The 26,838-nt window shown below is 53.0% G+C and carries 28 protein-coding genes and 1 other RNA gene; 14 read left to right on the top strand and 15 right to left on the bottom strand.

Annotation, left to right across the window (positions count from 1 at the left end):
- The first annotated feature begins 34 nt into the window (after nt 1–34).
- The 7 genes from Q3A88_RS12065 (at nt 35) to Q3A88_RS12035 (ending at nt 6,159) form a co-directional block, all read left to right on the top strand.
- On the top strand, nt 35–1,585 hold the full coding sequence (locus tag Q3A88_RS12065; protein ID WP_317177980.1) for a transcription antiterminator: 1,551 nt from the start codon (nt 35–37) through the stop codon (nt 1,583–1,585).
- Between the two features lie 47 nt (nt 1,586–1,632).
- The gene (locus Q3A88_RS12060) at nt 1,633–2,112 is read left to right on the top strand and encodes a PTS sugar transporter subunit IIA (protein WP_039282757.1); all 480 of its coding nucleotides are present in this window, start codon (nt 1,633–1,635) and stop codon (nt 2,110–2,112) included.
- Between the two features lie 13 nt (nt 2,113–2,125).
- A complete protein-coding gene (locus Q3A88_RS12055; protein WP_110162821.1) occupies nt 2,126–2,440 on the top strand; it encodes a PTS fructose transporter subunit IIB in 315 nt (104 codons plus the stop codon).
- Nucleotides 2,441–2,465: 25 nt separating this feature from the next.
- Nucleotides 2,466–3,557 carry a PTS fructose transporter subunit IIC gene (locus Q3A88_RS12050; protein ID WP_010280227.1) on the top strand — a complete coding sequence of 364 codons (1,092 nt, stop codon included), beginning with the start codon at nt 2,466–2,468 and terminating at the stop codon, nt 3,555–3,557.
- A gap of 11 nt (nt 3,558–3,568) precedes the next feature.
- Nucleotides 3,569–4,420, top strand: coding sequence for a class II fructose-bisphosphate aldolase (locus tag Q3A88_RS12045; protein ID WP_317177979.1), 852 nt, complete (start codon nt 3,569–3,571; stop codon nt 4,418–4,420).
- A gap of 89 nt (nt 4,421–4,509) precedes the next feature.
- A complete protein-coding gene (locus Q3A88_RS12040) occupies nt 4,510–5,373 on the top strand; it encodes a ketose-bisphosphate aldolase (protein ID WP_039279187.1) in 864 nt (287 codons plus the stop codon).
- 204 nt (nt 5,374–5,577) lie between these two features.
- Entirely contained in the window at nt 5,578–6,159 is a 582-nt protein-coding gene (locus tag Q3A88_RS12035) for an NAD(P)H-dependent oxidoreductase (RefSeq protein WP_039279185.1), read from the top strand.
- A 40-nt stretch (nt 6,160–6,199) separates the two neighbouring features.
- Here Q3A88_RS12035 and Q3A88_RS12030 read toward each other — a convergent pair whose 3' ends face one another.
- The 7 genes from Q3A88_RS12030 to nudF all read right to left on the bottom strand — a co-directional run bounded on the left by Q3A88_RS12030 (nt 6,200) and on the right by nudF (nt 13,042).
- A complete protein-coding gene (locus Q3A88_RS12030; protein WP_317177978.1) occupies nt 6,200–7,096 on the bottom strand; it encodes a LysR family transcriptional regulator in 897 nt (298 codons plus the stop codon).
- A 175-nt stretch (nt 7,097–7,271) separates the two neighbouring features.
- Entirely contained in the window at nt 7,272–8,285 is a 1,014-nt protein-coding gene (locus tag Q3A88_RS12025) for an aldo/keto reductase (RefSeq protein WP_317177977.1), read from the bottom strand.
- A gap of 192 nt (nt 8,286–8,477) precedes the next feature.
- The gene (gene parE / locus Q3A88_RS12020) at nt 8,478–10,373 is read right to left on the bottom strand and encodes a DNA topoisomerase IV subunit B (RefSeq protein WP_039282769.1); all 1,896 of its coding nucleotides are present in this window, start codon (nt 10,371–10,373) and stop codon (nt 8,478–8,480) included.
- 84 nt (nt 10,374–10,457) lie between these two features.
- Complete coding sequence (gene yqiA, locus Q3A88_RS12015) at nt 10,458–11,039, bottom strand: esterase YqiA (protein ID WP_010280221.1); 582 nt, start codon at nt 11,037–11,039, stop codon at nt 10,458–10,460.
- The gene (gene cpdA, locus Q3A88_RS12010; RefSeq protein WP_010297432.1) at nt 11,039–11,866 is read right to left on the bottom strand and encodes a 3',5'-cyclic-AMP phosphodiesterase; all 828 of its coding nucleotides are present in this window, start codon (nt 11,864–11,866) and stop codon (nt 11,039–11,041) included. The genes yqiA and cpdA overlap by 1 nt, the downstream gene beginning before the upstream one ends.
- A gap of 107 nt (nt 11,867–11,973) precedes the next feature.
- Nucleotides 11,974–12,405 carry a DUF1249 family protein gene (locus Q3A88_RS12005; RefSeq protein WP_010280219.1) on the bottom strand — a complete coding sequence of 144 codons (432 nt, stop codon included), beginning with the start codon at nt 12,403–12,405 and terminating at the stop codon, nt 11,974–11,976.
- Nucleotides 12,406–12,409: 4 nt separating this feature from the next.
- Entirely contained in the window at nt 12,410–13,042 is a 633-nt protein-coding gene (nudF, locus tag Q3A88_RS12000) for an ADP-ribose diphosphatase (RefSeq protein ID WP_110162827.1), read from the bottom strand.
- 336 nt (nt 13,043–13,378) lie between these two features.
- Here nudF and tolC point away from each other — a divergent pair, with 336 nt between their 5' ends.
- The 3 genes from tolC (at nt 13,379) to Q3A88_RS11985 (ending at nt 16,890) form a co-directional block, all read left to right on the top strand.
- Nucleotides 13,379–14,773, top strand: coding sequence for an outer membrane channel protein TolC (gene tolC / locus Q3A88_RS11995; RefSeq protein ID WP_317177976.1), 1,395 nt, complete (start codon nt 13,379–13,381; stop codon nt 14,771–14,773).
- 270 nt (nt 14,774–15,043) lie between these two features.
- Nucleotides 15,044–15,718: a DUF1190 family protein gene (locus Q3A88_RS11990; RefSeq protein ID WP_010280216.1), complete on the top strand. Its 675-nt coding sequence runs from the start codon at nt 15,044–15,046 to the stop codon at nt 15,716–15,718.
- 11 nt (nt 15,719–15,729) lie between these two features.
- Nucleotides 15,730–16,890, top strand: coding sequence for a glutathionylspermidine synthase family protein (locus Q3A88_RS11985; protein ID WP_010297418.1), 1,161 nt, complete (start codon nt 15,730–15,732; stop codon nt 16,888–16,890).
- 69 nt (nt 16,891–16,959) lie between these two features.
- Here Q3A88_RS11985 and ygiD read toward each other — a convergent pair whose 3' ends face one another.
- The 5 genes from ygiD to rsmI form a co-directional block, all read right to left on the bottom strand.
- Nucleotides 16,960–17,745, bottom strand: a complete 786-nt coding sequence (gene ygiD / locus Q3A88_RS11980; protein ID WP_317177975.1) for a 4,5-DOPA dioxygenase extradiol — start codon at nt 17,743–17,745, stop codon at nt 16,960–16,962.
- Nucleotides 17,746–17,923: 178 nt separating this feature from the next.
- A complete protein-coding gene (locus tag Q3A88_RS11975; RefSeq protein WP_039282785.1) occupies nt 17,924–18,211 on the bottom strand; it encodes a type II toxin-antitoxin system RelE family toxin in 288 nt (95 codons plus the stop codon).
- Nucleotides 18,201–18,455, bottom strand: a complete 255-nt coding sequence (locus Q3A88_RS11970; protein WP_039282788.1) for a type II toxin-antitoxin system Phd/YefM family antitoxin — start codon at nt 18,453–18,455, stop codon at nt 18,201–18,203. The genes Q3A88_RS11975 and Q3A88_RS11970 overlap by 11 nt, the downstream gene beginning before the upstream one ends.
- Nucleotides 18,456–18,873: 418 nt before the next feature.
- An RNA gene (gene rnpB, locus Q3A88_RS11965) (RNase P RNA component class A) lies at nt 18,874–19,252 on the bottom strand.
- Between the two features lie 25 nt (nt 19,253–19,277).
- Nucleotides 19,278–20,165 carry a 16S rRNA (cytidine(1402)-2'-O)-methyltransferase gene (gene rsmI / locus Q3A88_RS11960; RefSeq protein WP_110162829.1) on the bottom strand — a complete coding sequence of 296 codons (888 nt, stop codon included), beginning with the start codon at nt 20,163–20,165 and terminating at the stop codon, nt 19,278–19,280.
- 61 nt (nt 20,166–20,226) lie between these two features.
- On the opposite strand from rsmI, the gene Q3A88_RS11955 reads away from it, so the two are divergent.
- The 4 genes from Q3A88_RS11955 to dolP all read left to right on the top strand — a co-directional run bounded on the left by Q3A88_RS11955 (nt 20,227) and on the right by dolP (nt 23,836).
- Nucleotides 20,227–22,245 carry a penicillin-binding protein activator gene (locus tag Q3A88_RS11955; RefSeq protein WP_317177974.1) on the top strand — a complete coding sequence of 673 codons (2,019 nt, stop codon included), beginning with the start codon at nt 20,227–20,229 and terminating at the stop codon, nt 22,243–22,245.
- Nucleotides 22,242–22,598, top strand: coding sequence for a YraN family protein (locus Q3A88_RS11950; protein WP_410522760.1), 357 nt, complete (start codon nt 22,242–22,244; stop codon nt 22,596–22,598). Before Q3A88_RS11955 ends, Q3A88_RS11950 begins: the two co-directional genes overlap by 4 nt.
- Before the next feature lie 63 nt (nt 22,599–22,661).
- Complete coding sequence (gene diaA / locus Q3A88_RS11945) at nt 22,662–23,252, top strand: DnaA initiator-associating protein DiaA (protein WP_005975525.1); 591 nt, start codon at nt 22,662–22,664, stop codon at nt 23,250–23,252.
- Between the two features lie 11 nt (nt 23,253–23,263).
- A complete protein-coding gene (gene dolP, locus Q3A88_RS11940; protein ID WP_110162831.1) occupies nt 23,264–23,836 on the top strand; it encodes a division/outer membrane stress-associated lipid-binding lipoprotein in 573 nt (190 codons plus the stop codon).
- A 126-nt stretch (nt 23,837–23,962) separates the two neighbouring features.
- Here the strand turns inward: dolP and Q3A88_RS11935 are convergent, their stop codons facing one another.
- The 3 genes from Q3A88_RS11935 to elbB all read right to left on the bottom strand — a co-directional run bounded on the left by Q3A88_RS11935 (nt 23,963) and on the right by elbB (nt 26,732).
- A complete protein-coding gene (locus Q3A88_RS11935; protein WP_317177973.1) occupies nt 23,963–25,258 on the bottom strand; it encodes an alginate lyase family protein in 1,296 nt (431 codons plus the stop codon).
- Between the two features lie 89 nt (nt 25,259–25,347).
- A complete protein-coding gene (mtgA, locus tag Q3A88_RS11930) occupies nt 25,348–26,082 on the bottom strand; it encodes a monofunctional biosynthetic peptidoglycan transglycosylase (RefSeq protein ID WP_039510030.1) in 735 nt (244 codons plus the stop codon).
- Nucleotides 26,079–26,732, bottom strand: a complete 654-nt coding sequence (gene elbB / locus Q3A88_RS11925; protein WP_014913876.1) for an isoprenoid biosynthesis glyoxalase ElbB — start codon at nt 26,730–26,732, stop codon at nt 26,079–26,081. Before elbB ends, mtgA begins: the two co-directional genes overlap by 4 nt.
- Nucleotides 26,733–26,838: the final 106 nt, after the last annotated feature.

Genomic DNA, 26,838 nt, shown 5'->3' with positions numbered 1-26,838 from the left:
AGCATCAGAAAATCTAAAAATTCATGAGGGTAATATGATGCAGCCACTCACCTCCCGCCAGAACCGTTTATTGAAATATCTGTTACAACACCAGGGATATGTAACGGTTAAAGATATTGCACATTACCTGGATGTGTCGGAAAAAACTGTCTATCGCGATATGCAATTTGTTGAAGCCTTCCTTTCTGTCTGGAATATTTATCCAGACAAAAAGGTCGGTGCGGGAATCATGTTAACTACGGATGACGACCGACACCTCGCGTTGCTGGAACAGCAAATTGTCGTGGACGACGGGGACACCGATGCCCTCATCAACAATGCTCGCCGCGTCAAAATTGCCTCACAGCTGTTAAGCGATACACCTCATGAAACGTCCATCAGCAAGCTGTCAGAACGCTATTTTATCAGCAGCGCCTCTATCGTTAACGATCTGAAAATCATCGAAAGCTGGCTACATCCGCTGGGGCTGGCGCTGGTACGCAGTCAGAGCGGCACACACATTGAAGGCAGTGAGAATCAGGTGCGTCAGGCGATGGCCTCGCTCATTAATGACGTCATGCACCATAAAGAACCCGGCCCGCTTAGCCATTCCCGTCTCGACCCCGGCAGCTATAAGGCGCTGATTAATTATTTCGGTGAAGAAAATGTGTCCTTCGTCGAATCGCTGTTACAGAGCATGGAGCGTCAACTTTCTTATCCGCTCGGTGAGCCTTATTACATTAATATTTTCACGCATACCTTAATTATGATGCATCGCATTGCGCAGGGAAAAGCGTTAATAATGGCGGAAGAATCCGTTCATCATCAGGTTGATAATCGCATCTTCTCCATCGCTCAAAATATGGTGAGCCAAATAGAGCAGCGCGTCGAGAGCACGCTGCCCTCTGATGAAGTCTGGTTCATTTACCAATATATTATTTCTTCCGGCATTGTGATGGAGGAACGGGCGAATAATCAACTGCTCCGCTATCAATTCTCTAATGTTGAATCACGCAGAATCACGCGCGCCTTGACGCAGATATTTTCTGCGTTAATCAATATCGACCTGAGCACGGATAAATTATTGCATGAAGGGTTGCTGATTCATATCAAGCCATTGCTTAACCGCTTAAAATACCAAATACACATTCGCAACCCGTTATTAGACGATATCAAAAGCGAATTTATCGATATTTATGAAATGACTCAGCAGGCAATGAGTGAAGTCTGCCAGCAGTTTCAATTAAAACCGGTCGCTGAGGATGAAGTCGGCTATCTGACCATTCATTTTCAAGCCGCATTGGAACGCCAAATTGCCCATAAACGTATTCTGGTGGTGTGTTCCAGCGGTGTAGGGACGTCACACCTGTTAAAAAACCGTATTCTTCGCGCGTTTCCTGACTGGATTATTGTTGGCGTGATCTCAGCCAGCAATATGCAGATATTTTGTCAGCAGGAAGAGATTGAGCTGATTATTTCCACGATTCATCTGGAAGAACAACACATTCCTGTCGTCTACGTTTCCGCCTTTTTTAATGACGATGACATTAAACGTGTTACCGAAAAAGTTATCGCCAATCAACTGCATCAGGCTGTCCCCCAATGATTATTGGCCGAACGTTACTTTTAACATTTATAGATGAGGTGTGATAAATGGATATCAATAAAATACTGAATGCGAATCGCGTAAAGCTAACTATGTCCGCGACCAATAAAGACGAAGCCATTAATGAATTAACCGACTTGCTGTATGCCGATGGCGCTATTACCAATAAACAGGATTTTATTCATGACGTCTGGCTACGTGAAGCGGAAGGATCGACCGGTTTTGAAAACCATATTGCGATCCCCCACGGAAAATCCTCCGCCGTAAAACAGACCACGCTCGCGATTGGCCGCACCCGTCAGGATATTCCGTGGGAGACGCTGGACGGTAGCCAGGTTCGCTGCATTATTCTTTTTGCCGTGCGTCTGGAAGATCAGAACACGACACATATTCGCCTGCTGTCTCAGGTTGCCAGTGCATTGGCCGACGATGAGGTGATTGCTCAACTGTTGGACGAATCCGATCCCCATAAAATTATTCGGCTGTTTAGTCAGTATGCAGAAACAGCTCCCGTCACACCAACATAAGACGAGGCTCAAAATGAATATTGTTTGTGTTGCCGCCTGCACGGCAGGCATTGCGCATACCTATATCGCACGCGAGAAACTCATTAAGGGTGCTAACGCCTTACATTACGCTATCAAAGTAGAAACTCAGGGCACCATTGGTACGGAGAATGAATTAACGCCTGATGAAATAGCCGCAGCCGATGTCGTTATTCTGGCTATCGATATAAAAATAACAGGCGAAGAGCGATTTAAAGGCAAGCCTATTGTTCGGGTAAAAACGGAGGTTGTTATTAAATCTCCAATTAAATTTCTGGAAAAAGTCGCTAGTTCTTTAGCGGGTGCCTGAATATCTCAATTTCGGGGTAATAATTATGAACACCAGAAAAATCACCGTTGGACAGGAAATAAAACGGCATCTGCTTACCGGCATTTCCTGGATGATCCCGCTCATTGTCGCCGCCGGGATCTGTATTGCCCTCGGTCAGGTGATCGGCGGCCCGGATGTCGGTAAGCAAACCGGCAGTATTGCGTGGATGCTCAACCAGATCGGCGGCTGGGGCATGGGGCTGATTGTTCCGCTGATCAGCGCCGCTATCGCTTACTCCATTGCCGACCGTCCCGGCTTCGCTCCCGGCCTGATCGTCGGATTTATCTGCGGCCAGATTCAAACCGGGTTTATCGGCGGTATTCTCGGCGGCTTCTTAGTCGGCTACACCGTGCTGCTGCTGCGTCGCTACATCAAGCTGCCCACCTCGATGCAGGGGCTAATGCCCGTCATGATCCTGCCGCTGCTCAGCACCATTATCGCCGGGCTGCTGATGATGACGTTTATCGGCCAGCCCATCGTCTGGCTACAAAAAGCGCTGATTCATCTGTTGGAATCCATGCAGGGCGGCTCGAAATTCCTGATGGGGGCGATTTTGGGGGCGATGGCAACCTTCGACTTCGGCGGACCGGTGAACAAAACAATGTCGCTCTTCGCCGATGGCATGCTGGTCGATGGCATCTACGGGCCGGAAGCCGTCAAATTTGTCGGCTCAATGATCCCACCTTTCGGCATCACACTGTCCTTCCTGCTGACCCGCTACAAATACACCCGCGCTGAAAAAGAGGCCCTGAAAGCCGCCTTCCCGATGGGGATCTGCATGATTACCGAAGGGGTGATCCCGATTGCCGCACGCGACTTGTTCAGGGTGGTCGCCAGCTGCGTCGTCGCCTCGGCCATTGCGGGCGGGCTCATCATGGTCTGGGGCGTGGAGGCACCCGTGCCACACGGCGGCATGTTTGTCGTCCCGCTGTTTACCAAGCCGCTGATGTTCTGTCTGGCGCTCGGTATCGGCACGGTCATCTGTGGCGTGATGCTGTCGCTGATTAAGAAACGCGTCACGCAGGCAGATGAAGAGTTCGACGACGTTGACGACAGCAGCGTGCGTGACGAAGACATTAAATTCACTCTCGAATAACAGGAGCCGCCATGTATGCCGCAATGAAAGCCCTCATTGATGACGCGTATCAACAGCAGTATGCCGTGCTCGCCATCAACTGTTTCAATCTGGAGACCGCCCGTGCGGCCATAGCCGCCGCCGAGCAACAGCGTGCGCCGCTGATTCTTAATGTGTATCAGGGTCACAGCACGCACTTTCCGCCGCATCTCGCGGTACCGCTGGTCAATGCGCTGGCCGAGCAGGCCACCGTTCCGGTGGCACTCAGTCTGGATCACGGTACGGCATTCAGCCTGATTGGGCAGGCGTTCCGCGCCGGTTTTACTGGGTTGATGATCGATGCCTCCAGCCATCCACTGGCGGAAAACATCCTGCGCACAAAGCAGGTAGTCACCATCGCGGCGACCGCAGGCGTCTGTGTGGAAGGCGAGCTTGGGCATATCGCCGATGCGCCCATCTACGACCAAGAGGATGCTGCGGTGAAAATGACACAGGTGGAAGACGTCGTTCCCTTTATCCGCCAAACCGGTATCGACCTGCTTGCCGTGTCGGTCGGCACCGCCCACGGCATTTATCCACCGGGGGTGACACCACGGATTGATTTTGAGCGTCTCGAAGCCCTGCACCGAGAATCGACCGTGCCGCTGGCGCTGCACGGCGGTAGCGGCACCAAGGCCAACGATATTCGCCGCGTCAGCCGTCACGGCGTCGCCAAAATCAACGTTGGCGCGGCCGTTTTTGAGGCAGGCAAAACGGCATTGCAGCAGGCGCTGCATCAGCACCCAACGACAGAACTGTCCGACCTGCTGGCGACGATGGAATCCGCCTGCCGCGATGTGGTCGCCGATTATCTCAGTTGGTCCGGTTCCGCCAACCAAGCCTGACCGTTCGCCCTTTACCGACTTTCGCCATCAGTGGTTTTCCACTGGTACAGGAACACTTTGCCCTTTATCCGACACAGGAGAGACATAACATGTTGATTTCAATGACCGATATCCTTAAGCCCACGCGTGAACATCGCTTCGCTATCGGCGCCTTTAACGTGGCCGACAGCTGCTTTATCCGCGCCGTAGTGGAAGAAGCCGAAGCAACGAATACTCCAGCCATTATCTCTATCCACCCGAGCGAGCTGGAATTTGTGACCGATGAATTCTTCGCCTATGTGCGAGAAAGAACGTTGCGCAGCCCAGTGCCGTTTGTCATCCACCTCGATCATGGCGCGTCGATCGCACACGTTCTGCGCGCCATTCAGTGCGGATTTACCTCCGTGATGATCGACGGTTCGCTGCTGCCTTATGAAGAGAACGTGGCGCTTACGACCGAAGTCGTGAAGCTGGCACATGCCGTTGGCGTTTCCGTGGAGGGGGAATTAGGCACGATTGGCGATACTGGCACCACGATAGAAGGCGGCGTCAGCAAAGTGATCTACACCGACCCCGAGCAGGCAGAAGATTTCGTCAACCGGACGGGCGTTGATACGTTAGCCGTCGCTATCGGCACCGCGCACGGCATCTATCCCAAAGACCTGAAGCCAGAGCTGCAAATGCATATCCTGCGGGATATTTCGCAGCGGGTCTCGATTCCGCTCGTCCTGCACGGCGGTTCCGCCAACCCGGACGCCGAAATTGCCGAAGCGGTAACGCTTGGCGTGGGCAAGATCAATATCTCCAGCGACATGAAATTCGCCTATTTCCAGAAAGCGCGGGAAATCCTCAGCCGTGAAACCTGGTGGGACCCGAATGCCATCTATCCGGAACCGATTAAGGCGGCAAAAGAGGTGATTCGCTACAAAATGGCGCTCTTCGGTTCGACAGGTAAAGCCGCTTTATACCGATAGCTACGCCACACGATCTGAACAAGGCAAGGGAAGGATGCTCTTGCCTTTTACCCCACCCACATTATTTCAATATGGCGTCATTTCGCTTCTTGATTATTGATATTCAGTCAACAGTGTTATGCGCTAGCGCACATTTTTCTGCACTACTCTCTGCTCTAGACTACGCCCAACATCTTCGTTGATAACCGATTCGAGAGCAGACCTATGCAAAACATTTTGCTGATTGACGCAGGCAAATCATTCGCTCACTCCAAAGGTGAGTTGAACCATACCCTTACCGATGTCGCCGCCAGTTTCCTACGCGATAAAGGTCACGACGTCCGCGTGACGGTCGTGGACAACGGCTACGATATTGAACAGGAAATTCAAAACTACCTGTGGGCGGACACCATCATTTACCAGATGCCGGGATGGTGGATGGATACGCCGTGGATCCTGAAGAAATATATCGATGAGGTATTTACCGCAGGTCACGGTTCGCTTTATGCCAGCGATGGCCGCAGCCGTTCGGATGCCAGCAAGAAATACGGTTCGGGTGGATTGTTGCAGGGCCGGAAATACATGCTGTCTCTGACGTGGAATGCGCCGCTGGAGGCCTTCAACGATCCCGAACAGTTCTTCCACGGTGTGGGCGTGGACGGCGTATATCTGCCGTTCCATAAAGCGAACCAGTTCATCGGGTTATCCCCACTGCCAACCTTCATCTGCAATGATGTGATGAAAGAACCGGACGTCCCTACTTATCTTGCGAATTACCGCCAGCATCTGGACGAACACGTTGCCTAATCGGTATTAGGCTCGCTTCTCTACCGCTGTGGGCCACGCCTCACAGCGGGTTTTCCGTGAGCTTCTCGCTCATGAAATCCAGAAAACAGGTAATGCGCGCCGCCAATTGGCTATTGCGATAATACACCGCGTAAACCGGCAGGCTGGCGTCCACCGTCTCCTCAGTGAGGATCGGTACCAGCCTCCCCGCCGCCAAATCGTCCCGGATCAGGAAGGTAGACATACGCATAATCCCTTCGCCTTGCAACGCAAGCAGACGCAAGATCTCACCGTTTGAAGCTGATAGTACTGGCTTGATGGTATAGAAGTCCTGAAGCCCATGCCGCAGCGGCCAGTGATTCAGCGACTCCGACTGGGTAAACCCCAGACAAAGATGATCGGCCAATGACTCAACCGTCTTGGGCGTACCATTTTGCTGTAGATATTCAGGACTGGCGACAATACGCAGCTTGCTTGCGCCGAGCAGCCGGGCATGAATGGTGGAATCTTTGAGCTTGCCGATGCGAATGGCGATATCGGTATGCTGCTCAAGCAAATCAATAATGAAATCGTCAGTGTTGAGTTCAAGAACGATCTTGGGATAGCGGCGGCGAAATTCCGGCACCAGAGGCACGATCACATGCTGCATAAATGCCGAACCCGAGTTGATTCGCAGCCGTCCGCTCGGTTGCTCATGGCGCAGCAGTACCTGCTCTTCAGCGTGTTCCACCGCGTGAATCACATCACGGGCGTGTTCAAGAAACATCGTGCCTTCTTCGGAAAGGGAGAGGCGTCGCGTGGTACGGTGCAGCAAGGTCGTCCCCAGCTTGTCCTCCAGACGCCGCAGCGCCCGGCTGATGCCCGACGTGGTTTGCCCCAGCTGTTCCGCTGCCGCCGTGATCGAACCGGTGTCGATCACCACCACAAAAGCCTGAAGTTCCTCAAGCGTGACTTTCATAAGCGCGTACACCTGCCATCGATTCGGTATTCACCAAGCGTTATCGTGTACTCGCATCATACCGCAGTCACCTGTAAATGACTGCCACCGTCCGAACATCATCCTGCCAAAGCGGTTTATCCACTCCGGCAGGATGAAACCGCCGAGAAATGTTTTAGGTAATGACACATCAACGCTACACCTGCTTTTTAGCCTGCGTCTGCGGAGTATTCTGCGCCATGACGCCGACCAGTCTATGTGGCCGATAGCTTTCTTCCAGATAGCGAATTTCATCATCGCTAAGCGTCAAATTCACTGCTTTCACTGCGCCGTCGATATGGTGTTTTTTCGTCGCCCCGACTACGGGGGCGGTAACTTTGGTGAGCAGCCACGCCAGTGAAATTTCGGTCATTGACACGCAGCGTCGGGCGGCAAGCTCAGCCACGCGGTCGATGATGATCCGATCCTGCTCCGCCGTTGTATCGTATTTCCCTTTGGCGTAGGCATCCTCCTTTAAACGCAGGGATTCAACGCCCTCCAGACGCGACAAACGCCCGCTTGCCAACGCGCTGTAAGGCGTCAGTGCAATATTGTCTTCAGCGCATAAACCGAATAGCTCGCGCTCATTTTCGCGCATAATCAGGTTGTAATGGCTTTGCACTGAGACGAATGGCGTCAGATTTTCGTGTTCCGCTATCGCATTGGCTTTCGCCAGTTGCCACGCATGGCAGTTGGAAATGCCAATGGCACGTACCTTGCCCGCTTTCACCGCGCAATGTAGCGCATCGAGCACATCCAGAATCGGCGTGTTGTAATCCCAGATATGACAGATGTAGAGATCGACATAATCCATACCGAGGTTTTGCAAGCTTTGGTCGAGCGACTGCGCGATAGCGTGCTGCCCGCTGAGCCCGTCTGAAATCTGTTGCTGGGTGCGCGGCAGGAACTTAGTGGCGACAACCACATCATCGCGTTTCGCCATATCGCGCAAGGCCTTGCCGACATAGCGCTCGCTGGAACCGCGTTGATAGGCGATGGCAGTGTCATAAAAGTTGATGCCATTTTCCAGGCCATAACGGATGATCTCGCGGCTTTCCGCTTCTCCGAGTGTCCAACTATGTTGCCCTGTGGATGCGTCGCCGAACCCCATACAGCCCATACATATGCGGGAAACGGTGAGGTCGCTGTTGCCAAGTTTGGTGTATTGCATGGTTTCTCCCTGTGCTGAATACGCTTATTGAAGCAGCGCATCTCCGTTGCGGGATTATCAGGTTAGGTTACTGGCGGAATCGGGATAAAACAGAGGAATGTGCCTGTTTCCGCAGTTCGAGTGAACATCTCGAAAACAGGCGCTAATACGGGTTAACGAAGCGCTTCTGAGCGTACAGTGAATTGTGGACGGTTAGACCTCGATCTCCGCCTTGTCGCCCTTCTCTTGCAGCCAGTTGCGGCGATCTTCAGAACGTTTCTTCGCTAACAGCATATCCATCATCGCCATCGTCTGATCGATATCGTCTTCGTTGATGGTCAACTGCACCAGACGGCGAGTGTTGGGATCCAGCGTGGTTTCACGCAGCTGTAGCGGGTTCATTTCGCCCAGACCTTTAAAGCGCTGTACGTTAGGCTTGCCTTTCTTGCGCTTAAGCTGTTCCAGCACGCCCGCTTTTTCCTCTTCGTCCAGCGCGTAGTACACCTCTTTGCCCAGATCGATACGGTACAACGGCGGCATGGCAACATAAACGTGCCCACCCTGAACCAGTGCCCGGAAATGGCGGACAAACAGCGCGCACAGCAGCGTCGCAATGTGCAGACCATCGGAATCCGCATCCGCCAGAATACAGATCTTGCCGTAACGCAGTTGGCTGAGATCGGCGCTGTCAGGATCGATACCGATCGCGACTGAAATATCGTGTACTTCCTGCGACGCCAGAACCTCATCGGAGGACACTTCCCAGGTATTCAGGATCTTACCTTTCAATGGCATGATCGCCTGGAATTCACGCTCGCGCGCCTGCTTCGCCGATCCACCCGCCGAATCCCCTTCCACCAGGAACAGCTCCGTCCGGTTAAGATCCTGCGAGGTACAATCCGCCAGTTTTCCTGGCAACGCAGGTCCACTGGTCAGTTTTTTACGCACCACTTTTTTGGCGGCACGCATACGGCGCTGAGCGCTGGAAATCGCCAGCTCGGCCAGCTGTTCCGCTGCCTGTACATTCTGGTTCAACCACAGGCTGAAAGCGTCTTTCACAACACCGGACACAAACGCGGCGCACTGACGAGAAGAGAGGCGTTCTTTGGTCTGCCCAGCAAACTGCGGTTCCTGCATTTTGACCGACAGCACGTAAGCACAGCGTTCCCAGATGTCATCTGCACTCAGCTTCACGCCGCGCGGCAGAATATTGCGGAATTCGCAGAATTCACGCATCGCATCCAGCAAGCCTTGGCGCAGGCCGTTAACGTGCGTCCCGCCCATTGGCGTCGGGATGAGGTTCACGTAGCTTTCCGTCAGCAGCTCACCGCCTTCCGGCAGCCAGAGCAGCGCCCAGTCTACGGCTTCCGTATCGCCAGTAATCGACCCCAGAAACGGTTTTTCCGGCAGCGTGATCAGGCCATTTACCGCCTCGCACAGGTAGTCATTCAAGCCATCCTGATAGCACCAGCGCTGCTCGGTGTTGTTAACTTTATCTTTGAAGATGATTTCCACACCGGGACATAAGACCGCTTTGGCCTTCAGCAGGTGCGTCAAACGGGAGACGGAAAAACGGGGGCTGTCGAAGAACTTCTCATCCGGCCAAAAATGCACGCGCGTTCCGGTGTTACGACGTCCGCAGGTGCCAGTTACGGTGAGTTCCTGCACTTTATCGCCGTTTTCAAACGCGATGTCGTACACCTGACCATCGCGCTTAACGGTAACTTCAACGCGGGTAGACAGGGCGTTCACCACGGAAATCCCTACGCCGTGCAAGCCGCCCGAAAACTGGTAGTTTTTACCGGAAAATTTGCCGCCTGCGTGCAGACGACACAGGATCAGTTCAACGGCAGGTACGCCTTCTTCCGGGTGGATATCCACCGGCATCCCACGACCGTCATCAATGACTTCCAGCGACTGATCGGCGTGCAAAATCACATCAATTCGGCGTGCATGACCCGCCAGCGCTTCATCAACGCTGTTATCTATGACCTCTTGTCCCAGATGGTTAGGACGCGTGGTATCGGTGTACATTCCCGGACGACGGCGCACCGGTTCCAGTCCGCTGAGTACTTCAATCGCATCAGCGTTATAACTTGATTGAGCCATAGTTTGCGTTAATTCTTTGAGTTCAGTGAATGGTGTTTAACGAACCGCTTTCGGCGGATCGTTTTTCAATGCATAGGTGGCGATTCAGTCTGTCGTGAGCCCTAAAAAATTCACAATCGGTGCGAAAAAGTGCTCAAATCCGACAAAGGCATGATTGCCCCCTGACTCCACAGTTTGACGGCAGGCCGTGTAATACGCGACTGCCTGACGATAGTCCAGAACCTCATCCCCTGTCTGCAACAGTAGCCAGAGCAAATCCGGCGATTCCAGTCGGTCAACCTGCATGACCTTCAGATCGTAAACGTGCCGAGACTCTAGCACATATTTTTCACCGGTGTAGGGGTTCTGATATTCGCCCAGATGGTCCAGCAACAGTTCAAACGGCTTCACCGCAGGGTTCACCACCACGGCAGGCAGCATAAAACACTGGGACAGCCAGGTGGCATAATAACCACCGAGGGAAGAGCCAACAATGCCCACCGGACGACCGGCCCGCTCCATAATCAGCGACTCCATCATCTCAGCCGCCTCCGACGGATACGGTGGAAGCTGTGGAATCACCATATCGATTTCAGGATGCTGCTCTGCCAGCCACGTTTGCAGAGCCGTCGCTTTTGCCGACTGTGGCGTACTGTTGAAGCCGTGCAGATAAAGAAGCGTTGGCATTAGTAACCGTCCGAATCCATGTCAGGCAGGAATTCGCTGCCTGAGAGACGATAGACCTCGGTTTCCAGACGGCCATCCGGCAGCAGGTCCAGATAGCGCCAGCCCGGCGCCACGTCATCAATAGTGAAGTTAGTGCAGTGCGGTTTGAACTGTACGCAGGTCGACGGCGTGGCCAGCAAGCGGCGGCCATGCCAGTCAAAATCCATCTCCTGATGAATATGGCCACACAGCACGGTGTTCACCTGTGGATAGCGATCCAGCACCGCAGACAGGTTATGCGCGTTACGCAAGCTATGCTGATCGAGCCAGGTACAGCCAGAAGGATGCGGATGATGGTGCAGCAGTAGCAGCGTAAAGCGGTCGGGCTGACTTTTCAGACTGCGCTCCAGCCATTCAAGCTGGTATTCGCTCAGCTCGCCGTGTGGGACGCCAAATACCTGACTGTCCAACAGGATGATTTGCCACTTGTCGCCCAGCAGCACATGCTTGGACGGCGCAATACCGGCGTCAGCCAGCGCATCGACCATCGCCGGTTGGAAATCGTGGTTACCCGGAAGCCATACGCAAGGTGCGGGGATCTGCGCAATCCCGCGTGAGAAATGGTGGTAGGCTTGCAGCGTGTGATCCTGCGCCAAATCGCCCGTCGCGACGATCAAATCAAACGCATCCTGCCGAGCCTTGATGGCATTCAGCACAGCGTGATAGCTACGATAGGTGTTGATACCCAGCAAGGTTTCATGCTCGCCCGCAAAAAGATGGGTATCTGTTATTTGTAAAATCCTGACTCTGGCGCCACTCGCCACAGGCAGTGTCAACAGGCTTTCCAAATGGTGTCCTTGGTTACGTAAATCTGTCTCTACCCGTCATCTTTCAAATTGCAGAATACGCTGCCTTCCCTTGTTGGCTCGACTGTCGCCGTCCTGCGTCTTGAAATCTATTGGGTATCAAAAACCGGTATCGACATCGAACCATACGCCAAACAATACTTTAGCCAATCAGCAAGAAACTGATTAATTTGATGCTTTTCGTCACGTTGATGTAACTTCTTATTAGGATAATCATAACGTGCTTTGAAGCGAAAGATCTGCTGGCTGGCACACACTTCCGCAACCAACGCATCATGATACAACCTAACGCTCATCATTGGCAGGCTCCAGTAGCTGACAGTGGGCGCTGTCTGCTTGATTTCCACCAATGAGGTATAGCGAGTAGACTCAAGAATTGTCAGTTGATAGACCGCATTATTGACGTGATAAACCGCGATTTCACCGACTTCATCAATTTTTGGCAGCAAACGCCGCAATTGCATGAAGTTGGTTTCACATAGCCTCATCATGGCCGGGAAATCCGGAGTATAACGTTTCATAAATTCAATCCACCCACTCACGTTTCAGTTCTTCATGGTGCAACGCCAACCATTGCAAGGCAATGACAGACGCGGCGTTATCAACGATGCCTTCTTCAACCCATTGATAACTTTGTTTACGGCTCACCACATGTACGCGGATATCTTCATTCTCTTCCGCCAGACCGTGAATACCTTTCGCCGTACGCGTATCCACCTCACCCACTATCACCGCCAGACGCTCGCTGGTGCCACCGGGACTCGCAAGATAGTTGATTATCGGTCGGCAACGGCCAACCCTTAATCCGGCTTCTTCCTCTGCTTCGCGCCGCGCCACTTCTTCGTGGCTTTCTCCTGGCTCAATCATGCCAGCCACCAGCTCAAACAGCCAGGGAGAAGCGCTGGTGTCATAGGCCGCAATGCGAATCTGTTCGATTAATACCACTTCATCACGCACCGGATCGTAAGGCAGTAACACCACGGCATGGCCGCGCTCGAAGATCTCACGGCTGACCTCATCGCTCATACCGCCATTAAACAGGCGATGACGGAAACGGTAACGCTCCAGCGAAAAAAAACCGTCGTACAGCGTTTCGCGTGCAATAATTTCTACATCATCTTTGGTGAAAGTAACCGGACCGGATACGGAAGACGCCATAGCTGTACTCCTGTAACAAGTATTAATGGAATCCGGTATTGTATGGCGGAATCCGCTGTCATTATACTCATCATTGTTTTTGAACGTTTATTAGGCGTGACGTCGGCCAAGTGAGGGGGTTCTCACCCATTGCATCACTTTTCGGTGCCTTACTGAACAGAAAAACGCCGCACTGAATCACCCAACAGGTCAATTTACCTGACCTTGTGGGCATATTCCGCTGAAAGATGGCACGTTCAGCTACCTTATCCTATTGGCAGATTCTGATAGAATCGACAATTATTCGTCTACAGACAGCGCTACCATAGCGAGATTGCTGCACAACAAGGAATGCAAATGAAGAAATTGCTCCCTCTTCTGATTGGTCTGAGCCTGGGCGGTTTTAGCGCCATGAGTCAGGCGGAAAACCTGTTACAAGTCTACCAGCAGGCAAAAAGCACCAACCCTGATTTACGCAGCTCTGCGGCAACCCGCGACGCCGCGTTTGAAAAAATTAACGAATCACGTAGTCCGTTACTGCCGCAGTTGGGAATCAACGCCGGTTATACCTATAACAAAGGTTACCGTGACAGCAATGGCGTCAACAACAACGAGAAAAGCGCGACATTGCAGTTAACCCAGACGCTGTTCGACATGTCCAAATGGCGTGCGCTGACGTTGCAGGAAAAACAAGCGGGTATTGAAGACGTCACTTATCAGACCGCTCAGCAAAACCTGATGCTGAACACGGCGACCGCCTATTTCAACGTCTTGCGTGCTATTGACTCGCTGTCCTACATCAATGCGCAGAAGCAGGCAATTTATCGCCAGTTGGATCAGACGACACAGCGCTTCAACGTGGGTCTGGTTGCGATTACCGACGTCCAGAACGCCCGTGCACAGTATGACAGCGTGCTGGCAAATGAAGTGCTGACCCGCAATACGCTGGATAACGCGTTGGAATCACTGCGTCAGATCACCGGCAATTTCTACCCACAGCTGGCCGGTCTGAACATTGAGCGTTTCTCTACCCAGAAACCGGAAGCGGTTAATAACCTGCTGAAAGAAGCGGAAAATCGCAACCTGAACCTGTTGTCCGCACGTTTGAGCCAGGATTTGGCGCGTGAGCAGATTCGCTCAGCCGAAACGGGCTATATGCCGACGTTGGATCTCACCGCATCAACGGGCGTGAGTGATACTCGTTACTCCGGTTCACGGACGAATAACAGCAACTCGTTTAACGACTCAGACGCCGGGCAGCACAAAGTCGGCATCAACTTCACCCTACCACTCTATAGCGGTGGCGCGACTAACTCTCAGGTGAAACAGGCACAGCACAGCTACGTCAGCGCCAGCGAACTGCTGGAAAGTGCACACCGTTCTGTTATCCAAACGGTACGTTCATCGTTTAACAATATTTCCGCGTCTATCAGCAGCATCAACGCTTACAAACAGGCTGAAGTGTCTGCACAAAGCTCTCTGGATGCAATGGAAGCAGGCTATCAGGTCGGTACGCGTACCATCGTTGACGTCCTGGATGCCACCACTACGCTGTATAACGCCAAACAGCAGCTCTCCAGCGCACGTTATGATTACCTGATCAATCAGTTAAACATCAAATCCGCGCAGGGTACGCTCAATGAAGCCGATCTGCAGGCACTGAATGCGTCACTGGGCCAGCCGGTTTCAACGACGCCGACCGTAACCGACAACACCGCTCCGCTGGCAACAACTGCCTCGGCGCAGCGTTAATCGGTAGCCGCGCTTACACGCATCAAATACAGGGGAACCACGGTTCCCCTTTTTCATACCTGTCTCTTTTCCACAAAATAACGCAACTGTACCAGAACGCTGGAACCGTCTTCTTTCTTCATAAGGAGAAACGTTGCACAACAGAATGTATAGCAACGTAAAGACACCTTCAGTTACACCTATTGCCGCTTTAAATTCAAGCAGCGTTCCCCTATTCTTAGGCACACTTATTTGTTATTAGCCGTGATGCTTTGCTCTGGGATAAACACGATGAAACGTACAAAAAATATTAATCAGGAAACGTTCCGCAAGGAATGGCGGACGCACCGTCTGGCACCTGTTGCTTTGGCCGTCAGCGCCGTATTTTTCCTCGCGGGCTGCGAGCAAACTGATGAAACCGTCTCCCTCTACCAGAATGCGGATGACTGTTCTTCCGCTAACCCGTCAATGGCTGCCCAGTGCACCACTGCATACAATAATGCGTTAAAAGAAGCAGAAAAAACGGCACCGAAATACGCAACGAAAGAAGACTGCGTAGCAGAATTCGGCGAAGCGCAGTGTACTCAAACGCCTGCACCGGCACAGGCCGGTATGGCAGCAGAATCTCAACAGGGCGGCGGTATGTCCTGGATGCCGTTGATGGCCGGTTACATGATGGGCCGAATGATGGGTGGCGGTGCCGGCTTCGCACAGCAGCCGCTGTTCAGTCCAAAAACGCCAGCCAGCCCGGCCAATGGCCAGTTCGTTGATGCCGCTGGTAAAAACTACGGCAACGCGACAACAGGCCGCACGATGACCGTGCCGAAAACCGCACTGGCACCGAAGCCTGCAACGACCTCAACCATCACGCGTGGTGGCTTTGGTGAAACCGTCGCGAAGCAAAACAGCATGCAGCGCAGCAGCGCCAGTTCAAGTTCCAGCTCTTCCCGTAGCATGGGCGGCTGAGGACGTATTGAATGAAGCGGATAGATATTACAGCGCGTCCTGACTGGCAGGAAAAAGCCACCGAATTTGGTTTTCGTTTCCACACCATGTATGGCGAGCCCTACTGGAGCGAAGAGGCTTACTACCAGTTCACGCTTGCTCAGATCGAAGAGCTGGAAGAAGCCACCGCCGAGCTGCACCAGATGTGTCTGCAGGTGGTGGAAAAAGTCGTCAACAGCGACGCGCTGCTCGCCAAATTCCGTATTCCCAAACACACCTGGGAATTCGTCAGACATTCATGGCGCACCAATCAGCCTTCGCTGTATTCACGCCTCGATCTGGCGTATGACGGTAAATCTCCAGCCAAGCTGCTGGAGAACAATGCGGATACGCCGACGTCGCTGTACGAAGCGGCCTTTTTCCAGTGGCTCTGGCTGGAAGATCAAATCAACGCCGGAAACCTGCCGCAGAATTCAGACCAGTACAACAGCATTCAGGAAAAGCTGATCGAGCGCTTTGAAGAGCTAAAGCTCAATCACGGCTTCGGCCTGCTGCACTTCGCCTGCTGTCAGGATACGGAAGAAGATCGCGGCACGGTGCAATACCTTCAAGATTGCGCGCTGGAAGCCGGTCTGCCGAGCGAGTTTCTGTACATTGAGGAAATTGGCCTCGGTGAGAAAGGCCAGTTTACCGACCCTGAAAATCAGGTAATTGGTAATCTGTTCAAGCTGTATCCGTGGGAGTTCATGCTGCGCGAGATGTTTTCCACCAAGCTGGAAGATGCCGGCGTGCGCTGGCTGGAACCGGCATGGAAAAGCATTATTTCCAATAAAGCGTTACTGCCAATGCTGTGGGAAATGTTCCCAAACCACCCCAACCTGCTTCCTGCCTATTTCGCGGAAGATGAACACCCTGAACTAGACAGCTACGTCATTAAGCCGCTGTTTTCACGTGAAGGGGCGAACATCCAGATCGTCGAAAATGGCAAAGAGATTGCGTCAGCCGATGGCCCTTACGGCGAAGAAGGGATGATCGTCCAGCAGTACCATCAACTGCCAAAATTCGGCGACAGCTACACGCTGATTGGTAGCTGGCTGGTAAACGATCAACCTTGTGGTATCGGCGTACGTGAAGATCGCGCACTGATCACTCAGGATCTCTCGCGCTTCTATCCGCATACCATTCTGGATTAAGCCGCAAAATTGAAACTAATAAGGCACGGTTTTCACCGTGCCTTATTCATTACTGACGCCAAAAGCGGATTACCCCACCTGCACCGACAGCATACTCAGCGAACCCATTTCAAGCCCATCGACCGGAATGCCGATCGCCTCTTTACCGTCCCAGCTTCCCAGCACATAGAGCAGCGGGAAATAGTGATCGGGTGTTGGGTTGGATAATGCGGCACCATCATGCTGCATAAAATTAACCAGCGGATGGTCGTCGCCCTGATAAGTCAGGTTATCACGCACAAATTGATTGAACGAAATGGCCCACGGATACGGCTCAGCGTCGCCGTCCCATTTCACCATCCGCAGGTTATGCACGACGTTGCCACTCGCCACAATCATGAAGCCTTCATCACGCAGGGCTGCCAGCTTGCGCCCTAATTCGTAGTGATACGCGGCAGTCTGCGTACCGTCCACGCTCAGTTGCACAACGGGAATATCCGCATCGGGATACATCTTGATCAGCACGCCCCAAGAGCCGTGATCCAAACCCCATTGGCTTTGATCGGCGGTAACGGGATACGGTGCCAACACCTGTTGGATCCTCGCCGCCAATTCAGGCGAACCGGGTGCCGGATACTGGGTATCAAACAGCGCCTGCGGGAAGCCGCCAAAATCATGGATGGTGCGCGGGTTTTCCATCGCCGTCACAGCCGTACCACGGGTATACCAGTGGGCAGAAACCGCGATAATCGCCTTCGGACGCGGCAGCGTCTCACCCAGCGTTTGCCATGCCTGCGTATACACATTGTTTTCCAACACGTTCATCGGGCTACCGTGGCCGAGGAACAGTGCAGGCATCCGGGAAGTGTTGTTCATAGTCATATCCTCTGAAAGATGTCAGCGAGCGTGCAGCCGCACGCGATGGCCTTACTTTACGCGCTTTATGACACAGAAAAAGTCAGAGTTATGTGATGGAGAACATCAATTAATTTGAAAGGTATGACACGCGGCAAGAAAAACTACCGACAAGGGATGGAACTCGCAAAAGACCAGATTAAGCAGAGCGACCTTTCGTATCAGAATAAATCTGGCTACCTTCGCGCTTTCCAACTCCCATAACCATCACAGTAATGGTCTCATCCTGAACCAAATACACCAGCCTGTAGCCAGCGGACTTCAGTTTAATTTTATACTGGTCTTTACGGCCATGAAGCTGGGCTGAAGGAACACGAGGATTTTCCAAACGCTCAACCAGCTTTTTCTTGAACTGTTCCCGGACAGGATGCCCTAGCTTTTTCCATTCCTTCATTGCAGAAGGCACAAATTTTAACTTATAGGTCATCGAGCGAAATCTCTTCCGCGTCAGCTAGCTCTGACATCCGATCATCAACGGTACGCCCCAGTTCTGCATCTTCAGCCAGTTCCATTAAATAGGCGAATACGGCAGGAGGCACACAGTAGAACGCCGGCTCATTCCGGTTCAGTATAGCGATAGTTTCACCTTCAGCAGCCCGAACCGTCCCCATCGGGTCACGTTTCAGCTCAGTAATACTGGCGGCTGTGTTAGTTAGGATGTTGAAAGCCATAATTTCATTCACTCAATTCGGTTAGTCAAAAGCGACTTAAACACACTAATAATAGCACTTTTAAAAGCACTCAATATAGTATTTCCTAAGCATCGCTTCACACTGACCGTTAAGCCGCGTTCTTTCATAAAAAGCGTCGTGGGCAGTCATTCATCTTGCCTGCCCCATAAAGCAAAACCCCGCCGAAGCGAGGTTTCATGATGAAGGGCATTGACCGTTAAGCCGCGTTCTTTCATAAAAAGCGTCGTGGACAGTCATTCATTTTGCCTGCCCTATAAAGCACAACCCCGCCGAAGCGAGGTTTCATAATGAAGGGCATTGACCGTTAAGCCGCTTTCTTTCATAAAAAGCGTCGTGGACAGTCATTCATCTTGCCTGCCCCATAAAGCAAAACCCCGCCGAAGCGGGGTTTTATGATGAAGGGAGTTGACCGTTAAGCCGGGTTCTGTCGTGGACAGTCATTCATCTAGGCCAGCAATCACTCACTGGCTCAAGCAGCCTACCCGGGTTCAGTACGGGCCGTACCATGTGAACCCCTATTTGGCCTTGCTCCGGGTGGAGTTTACCGTGCCACGAACTGTTGCCAGTCGCGCGGTGCGCTCTTACCGCACCCTTTCACCCTTACCTGATCCCACTTGCGTGGGCCATCGGCGGTTTGCTCTCTGTTGCACTAGTCGTAGGCTTGCGCCTCCCAGGCGTTACCTGGCACCCTGCCCTATGGAGCCCGGACTTTCCTCCCCTCCACCTGTCTCCCCCGAAAGGGACGGCAGTGAAGCGGCGACTGTCTGGTCAACTCCGGCGCGGATGATAGGGCAAATCGCCCTACTTGTCATCCTCCGATTCACCGCTATCGCCTTCTTGCTCCAGCCCATAGCGGTAAAGCGCGTTTTTCTTCACGCCGTGAATCTCTGCAGCCAGCGCCGCCGCTTTCTTCAACGGTAGCTCGGCACGCAATAGCGTCAGCGTGCGCAGCGCTTCCGCCGACAGCGCGCTGTCGTCAACCTGATGCCCTTCCACAATCAGCACCATTTCCCCTTTGCGCCGGTTTTCATCTTCTTTCACCCAGGCCAGTAGTTCGCCCACCGGCGCACCGTGAATCGACTCCCAGGTTTTGGTGATTTCACGTGCCAGCACCACGTAGCGCTCAGCTCCCAGCACCTCGCTGATATCCTGCAGGCTGTCCAAGAGACGATGTGTGGATTCGTAGAAAATCAGCGTGCGGGTCTCTTCCCCTAGCTCACGCAGCTTATCCTTGCGACCTTTGGTTTTGGCGGGCAGAAAACCTTCATAGCAAAAACGGTCAGACGCCAGACCGGACGCGGAGAGCGCCGTTATCGCCGCACAAGCGCCCGGCAGCGGCACCACGCGAACGCCTGCTTCACGGCAGCGTCGAACCAAATGGTAACCGGGATCGTTAATCAGCGGCGTGCCCGCATCTGAAACCAGTGCAATGCTTTGTCCTGACTGCAATTTAGCCAGCAACACATCCGCTTTTTGTTGTTCGTTGTGATCGTGTAATGCGAACAGTCGCGCATTAATCGCAAAATGTTGTAACAGCAGACCGGTATGGCGGGTATCCTCTGCGGCGATCAGATCAACGCTCGCCAATACCGCTAGCGCACGCTGCGTGATGTCGCCCAGATTGCCGATTGGCGTGGGGACAATGTAGAGGGTAGATGCAGAAATGTCTGCTTGTTGGTCTTGATTCATTGTTTCATCCGGGTTGCCGATTTAATATTGAGCATCTTTAAAAAAAATCACTGGATACAGTATGCTTCCCTTTCATTTCGTCCGTACCCAGGCAGGGCGTGTTATCCCTGTTTTGTTAGCGGCACTGTTTCTCGCAGGCTGTCCAAGTCATGCACCGCAGAGCCCACAACCCGAGGTTCAGGGCAAAGCCGACGCATCATCCGATTATTATCTGCAACAGATGCAGCAAAGTAGCGATAATAACAAGGCTGACTGGCAATTACTTGCTATTCGTTCCCTGTTACAGGAAGGGAAAGCCCCTCAGGCAAACCAGCAGTTCAATGCACTGCCAGAAAAATTGAGCGCAGCGCAAAAGCAAGAACAGCAGTTACTCAGTGCGGAACTGTCCGTTGCCCAAAACAATATGGATGCGGCTAAAGCAGCGCTGAGCCAGCTTGATGTGGGCGCGCTTTCCGATGAGCAGAAGCAGCGTTACTACCAGACGCAAATCAAAACAGCACAAGGTCGTCCGTCCATTGAGCTGCTGCGAGCCTATATCGCTCAAGAGCCGCTGCTGAAAGGCGACGAGCATCAGATGAACCTCGATCAGACCTGGCTGGCGTTGACGCAAATGTCACCGCAGGAGTCCAGCTCGCTGCTGATTAATGCGAATGAAAATGTGCTGCAAGGCTGGGTCGATCTGCTTAATAACTATCAGGATAACCGGACTTCTCCCGATCAGTTAAAGAGTGCGATTCAGGATTGGCAAACCCGCTATCCGCACCATCCTGCTGCAAAAACGCTGCCTACGCAGTTGAATCAGGTCATTAACTACCAGCAGTCATCGGTGAACAGCATCGCATTGCTGTTGCCACTCAATGGTCAGGCGCAGGTTTTCGCCAATGCCATCCAGCAAGGTTTTAACGCGGCCAAGAACGGTCAGATAGCCACCGCGCCCGTATCTGCGCCTGCTGCACCTTCAGCGGACGCTGCGCAGGACGGGCAGGTAGTCCCATCATCCGACGGTCAGAATGCCCAATCTCCCGCACCGTACAGCGATCAGGCGGTAGCCTCACCGGCGCCTACACCGGAAGCACAGGCGACAAACGCGGGGCTGTCCAGCTCACTCCCGGTCAAAGTGTATGATACGTCTTCACAACCGCTGGCGAATATTCTCACACAGGCACAGCAAGATGGGGCTTCGCTGGTCATTGGTCCGTTGCTGAAAAATGAAGTGGATCAGTTGGCGAACAGCCAGTCACCGCTGAATATTTTGGCGTTGAACCAGCCGGAACACGTCGAAAATAGCGCTAATATCTGCTACTTCGCCCTCTCTCCAGAAGATGAAGCCCGAGACGCGGCAAAATTTATCCATCAGCAGGGTAAACAGCAGCCGCTGGTTCTAGCCCCCCGCGGCGCACTGGGCGACCGTATCATTAACGCATTCGCTCAGGCCTGGAACCAGCAAAGCGGCACCAGCGCTCTACAACAGCGCTTTGGCAACACGGCAGAGTTAAAACAGGCGATTAATAGCGGCGCGGGCTTAAGCCTGAGCGGTCAGCCTGTTAGCGTGTCGCAGCAGCAGGCACAGCCAGGCACCACCATCGGCGGCCTGACCATCCCGTCACAGGTTCAACCGACGACCAGTTCGTCCGTGAGTGGCAATATTGATGCGGTCTATATCATCGCAACGCCAGACGAGCTGGCGCTGATTAAGCCGATGATCGACATGCGCACCACCTCACGCGCACGTCCGGCGCTCTACGCCAGCTCACGTAGCTTCCAGGCCGGATTGGGTCCTGACTTCCGCCTCGAAATGGAAGGGTTGCAGTTCAGCGATATCCCGCTGTTAGCGGGCGCTAACCCAGCGCTGATGCAGCAGGTCAGCAGCCAGTTTAAAAACGATTACTCGTTAGTCCGCCTGTATGCGATGGGGATGGACGCCTGGACGCTCGCCAGCCACTTCGGCGAAATGCGCCAGATTCCAGGCCACCAGATCCCTGGGGCAACAGGAATGCTGAGTTCAGGGCCGGATTGCACCATCAATCGGCAGCTCACCTGGCAGCAATATCGTCAGGGCCAACTGGTACCCGTTCTCTGAATCAGCGAGCGGCTGGCGCAGTTTACGAACAACAGGCCCGGCGTTATCTTGAACGCGCAGGCCTGACCTTCACCGCGGCGAATGTTACGCTACGCGGCGGGGAACTGGATTTGATCATGCGCGATCGCCATATTTGGGTGTTTGTCGAAGTGCGCTATCGGCGCAACGCCCATTTTGGTGATGCCGCAGCCAGCGTCACCCGACGCAAACAGCAGCGGTTGTTGCATGCCGCCGCCGTGTGGTTGGCACAGCGAGGTGCCAGCTTTGACACAGTGGATTGCCGTTTTGACGTGCTGGCAATTACAGGTAAACAGTTCGACTGGCTCCCTAACGCCTTTGCCGCACAGGGATAACATATTTACCACTCAGGGAGATCTCATCCTTGATGGCCTTCAATTTACGTAGGTTAATTCAACGTGCTGGATAGAATAAAAGTTTGTTTTACCGAGAGTATTCAAACGCAGATTGCAGCGGCAGAAGCCTTGCCAGATGCCATTTCCCGTGGCGCGATTGCGATGGTGCAGTCTCTGCTAAACGGCAACAAAATTCTGTGCTGCGGTAACGGAACATCAGCAGCCAATTCGCAGCATTTTGCCGCCAGCATGATTAACCGCTTTGAAGCAGAGCGACCCAGCTTACCGGCTATCGCACTTAATGCGGATAATGTGGTCTTAACTGCGATAGCGAATGACCGCTTGCATGAAGAGGTCTATGCCAAACAAGTCAGAGCGTTAGGTCAGGCTGGCGACGTACTACTGGCCATTTCAACCCGTGGCAACAGCCGCGATATTGTTAAAGCCGTAGAGTCTGCCGTTACCCGCGACATGACGATTGTCGCGCTGACTGGCTACGATGGCGGAGAACTGGCCGGGCTGCTCGGACCTCAGGATGTGGAAATTCGCATCCCGTCACACCGCAGCGCCCGTATTCAGGAAATGCACATGCTGACAGTAAATTGCCTGTGCGATTTAATTGATAACACACTTTTTCCACACCAGAACGATTGAAGGAGCACTACATGAGGATAAGTTCTGCATTTGCCGTGCTGTCTATCGCCCTGCTGCTACAAGGCTGTGTCGGGGTTGTTGCTGTTGGCAGTGCCGTGGCGACCAAAACGGCCACGGACCCGCGTACCGTAGGCACGCAGGTTGACGATGGCACACTGGAAGTCCGCGTGACGAATGCAATCAGCAAAGACGAGCAGTTGAAAAAAGAGGCTCGTATCGTTGCAACGGCTTATCAGGGGAAAGTATTGTTAACAGGGCAAGCACCGAGCACAGAAATGGCAAGCCGGGCTAAACAAATCGCCCTCGGCGTGGACGGGGCAACCGAAGTCTACAACGAGATACGCCAAGGCACGCCGGTTTCAATGGGAACCGCCTCCATGGATACCTGGATCACCACCAAAGTGCGCTCACAGATTCTGGCAAGCGACACGGTTAAATCCTCTAACGTCAAAGTCACAACGGAAAACGGCGAAGTCTTCCTGTTAGGCCTGGTGACACAGCGTGAAGGCACCTCTGCCGCAGAGATCGCCAGTAAAGTTGGCGGCGTGAAGCACGTCACGACGGCCTTCACCTACCTGCAATAACGCGCTTTTATCTTTTAAAAAACAAAAAACCGCTGATTACGACATCAGCGGTTTTTTTATCTCTGCACTTTTTATTCCGATTCAGGGACGCGTATCTTTGCCTGATGAGGCCGCGGCTCAAGAAAATTATGGCGTAACCGGATTAAGCAGCCAGAGCGCACGGCGGGTTTCAACGCTGATGTGACTCTGTTCTTTATCGCGCGCACCAGCTTCACCGGTGAGCAATTCCGCAAAGCCCGCCTGCCTGATTTGCGCCTGGTAACGCGGCGCTTTCAAACCACGATCCGCCTGCAATAGCAGCGGAATCAAGCGGCTGCTTTGCCTGTCCATTGTTTTACGCGGCCACGCCTTGTTTTCATCCAGATACGGTGCCATAAAATCCAGCGCCTTTATCACACTGCTTCCCTTCGGCGTGTGGTACTGCCAGATATTCTCGCCGACGCGGGAAGCCAGCATCGCCATATCCGTTATCGCCTGAAGGTTGAAGTAGCTGTAATGGAAAGAACGGGTACGCGCCAGTTCTTCCGGCTGAGCCCCGTCCGGTTGCAGTTGGTGATCCAATTTTTCCCGCTGTAACTGCGCCATGGATTTCACCACGTCGATTTTCCCCAGATACCAGGCGATCCCCGCAATCTGTACCGTATACCAGCTACCGTGGTTGTTCTGGGCTGTTGACTCTTTTTTCCCCAGCTTGCTGGTTTGTAGCCAGTGCAGATAATCACTCATCCATGTCTGCATCTGCTGTTCATCCTGCGCCGTCCAGCCCGGAGCGTGACGCAGCATAATCAGCGAATCGACGATGCGGGTGGAAAAATAGCGCCCGTCCAGCACGCCCGAGCCCCTGCCCGGCGCGATGCCCGGCACACCCTGTGCGAAGTCGAGATTAGGGTTCATGCGCGTAGCGGGGTCGATAAACCAGGTACGGAGCATCGACATGGCCTTGTCGGCATAAGCCTGTTTGCCAGAGAAATACCACGCCAGCGTCAACCCCTGCGTTTGGGCCGTGAATTTTGCCAGTCTTACCCCATCGGTCTCCTCATCCTTGCTGGCAGGGTTTACCTGCCCATCACGGCGAATCCAAGGCAAACCATCAGCTTTGTCGGGATCGGGCCACCAGTAGGCGCTGAGGCTCAAATAATCATGCTTTGAACCACTGGGTGGCGTAGATTTCTTTTCCGTCACGCTGGGGTTATTTATTTTCAGCGCGCGGTCGGCTTCCGAAAGAAGCTGCTCATACGCCATTCGCGTCTGCGGCTTTTCCGTTTTCTGCTGTAGCCGCTGTTTTACTGCGGATAGCTGAGACTGCTGCAAGAAGGCGTAGGGATTATCGGGGGATGACGCTTTAGGCTCCGCGTCCGCACGGGCAACGGAAGCCACACAACATAATGCAACCAGTAAACCTGACCAATAACGTAACCGCATACTTTCTCCTGATGTCGAAAACACGAGCGTTAACGCGAAAATTTCTCGGTATAGTAAACGAACAAAGCGACTTAATTCAGATTGTTACCTCACAACAGATCGTTATCTCGCAAAAATGCGTCGCCGCCCATTTGCCTCATCTGGCGTAAAATCCACTGCTGGCGTTGAATAACATAGCCGGAGGGCGCATTCGCTCGGAAGCGAATGGGGTTTGGTAGCACCGCCGCGAGCAAAGCGGATTCACTTGCCGTCAGCCTGCTGGCAGGCTTGTTGAAATAACGTCTGGCGGCCGCTTCCACGCCAAAGATACCGGGGCCAAATTCGGCGATATTCAGATACACGGTCAGAATTCGCCGTTTCGTCCAGACCAGTTCAACCCCGGTGGTAATACCCGCTTCAAGCCCTTTGCGCACCCAGCTACGTCCATCCCACAGAAACAGGTTCTTCACCATCTGCTGCGAGAGCGTAGAGGCTCCGCGAATCCGCTGCGTGTTGCGCTCGTTGTGCTTCAGTGCCTGACCAATCGCATCCAGATCGAAGCCCCAATGCTGAGGGAATTTTTGGTCTTCCGCCGCTATTACCGCCAGCGCCATTTCCGGGGCGATCTCCTCCATCGAAACCCAGTCAGAATGAGCAACGTAGGAAAATTCGCCTTTCAGCCATGCGCTGATCTGCCTATCGACCATCACCGCAGAGAACGGAACGGGCAGGAAAGAAAACAGTAGGATGCCAGCCAGCCACGCACCAATGACAACCAACAGACTCCGAACAATCAGGCGCTTCAGCCACGTGAATAAGCCTCCACGCCCTCGGTTCCACCTCATTCGGTGAGATCCAATACGCGAGCAACGAGCTTATCAATGCCTTGTGCCGCTTCGCTGATGGAGTTAGCCAGCATATAGGCCGGTGTGGTCACGATTTTATGTTCCGCATCGACCACGATATCATCGACCGGACAAACAACATGGATACCGCCCATCTCGTCGACGGCTTCAGCGGTGTCAATATCGTTACCAATGGTTACGCGAACAGGTACACCCAAAATCGTCGGTAGCAGTGCGGGTGAGATGCAAATAAAACCAATTGGTTTATTTTGCTTATAAATTTCCTGTGTGAGCAATTGCAGCGTTTCATCAATCTGACACGCCGTTCCCTGCGTCGCGAAGTCGCTTAAATTTTTCGCCGCGCCAAAACCACCCGGCACAATCAGCGCATCTAAATCTTGTGCATGTGCTGCAGAAAGCGGCTGGATTTTTCCTCTGGCGATCCGTGCTGATTCTGCTAAAACGTTGCGATTCTCACCAGTTACGTCACCTGTCAGGTGATTAACCACCTGTAATTGTGGCTTATCTGGCGCAAAGCAAACCGCTTGCGCGCCTGCGCGATCCAGCGCAAGTAACGTCAACACGGCTTCATGAATCTCGGAACCGTCATAAACACCACAGCCACTAAGGACAATGCCGACTCGTTTCATCATCTTTTCCTTCATTTCATTACATCAACTAATTGATTTTTTAATTGACAAACACTAATCTACATCACACATTTTAATGATTCTTGTAACAAAGATTTCTACATTT

The sequence above is a fragment of the Pectobacterium sp. HCp5_1 genome, assembly GCF_032905925.1.
GTDB lineage: Bacteria > Pseudomonadota > Gammaproteobacteria > Enterobacterales > Enterobacteriaceae > Pectobacterium > Pectobacterium brasiliense_A.
Note: the sequence above shows the minus strand (reverse complement) of the source record. Positions and strands in the feature narration are given on the sequence as shown.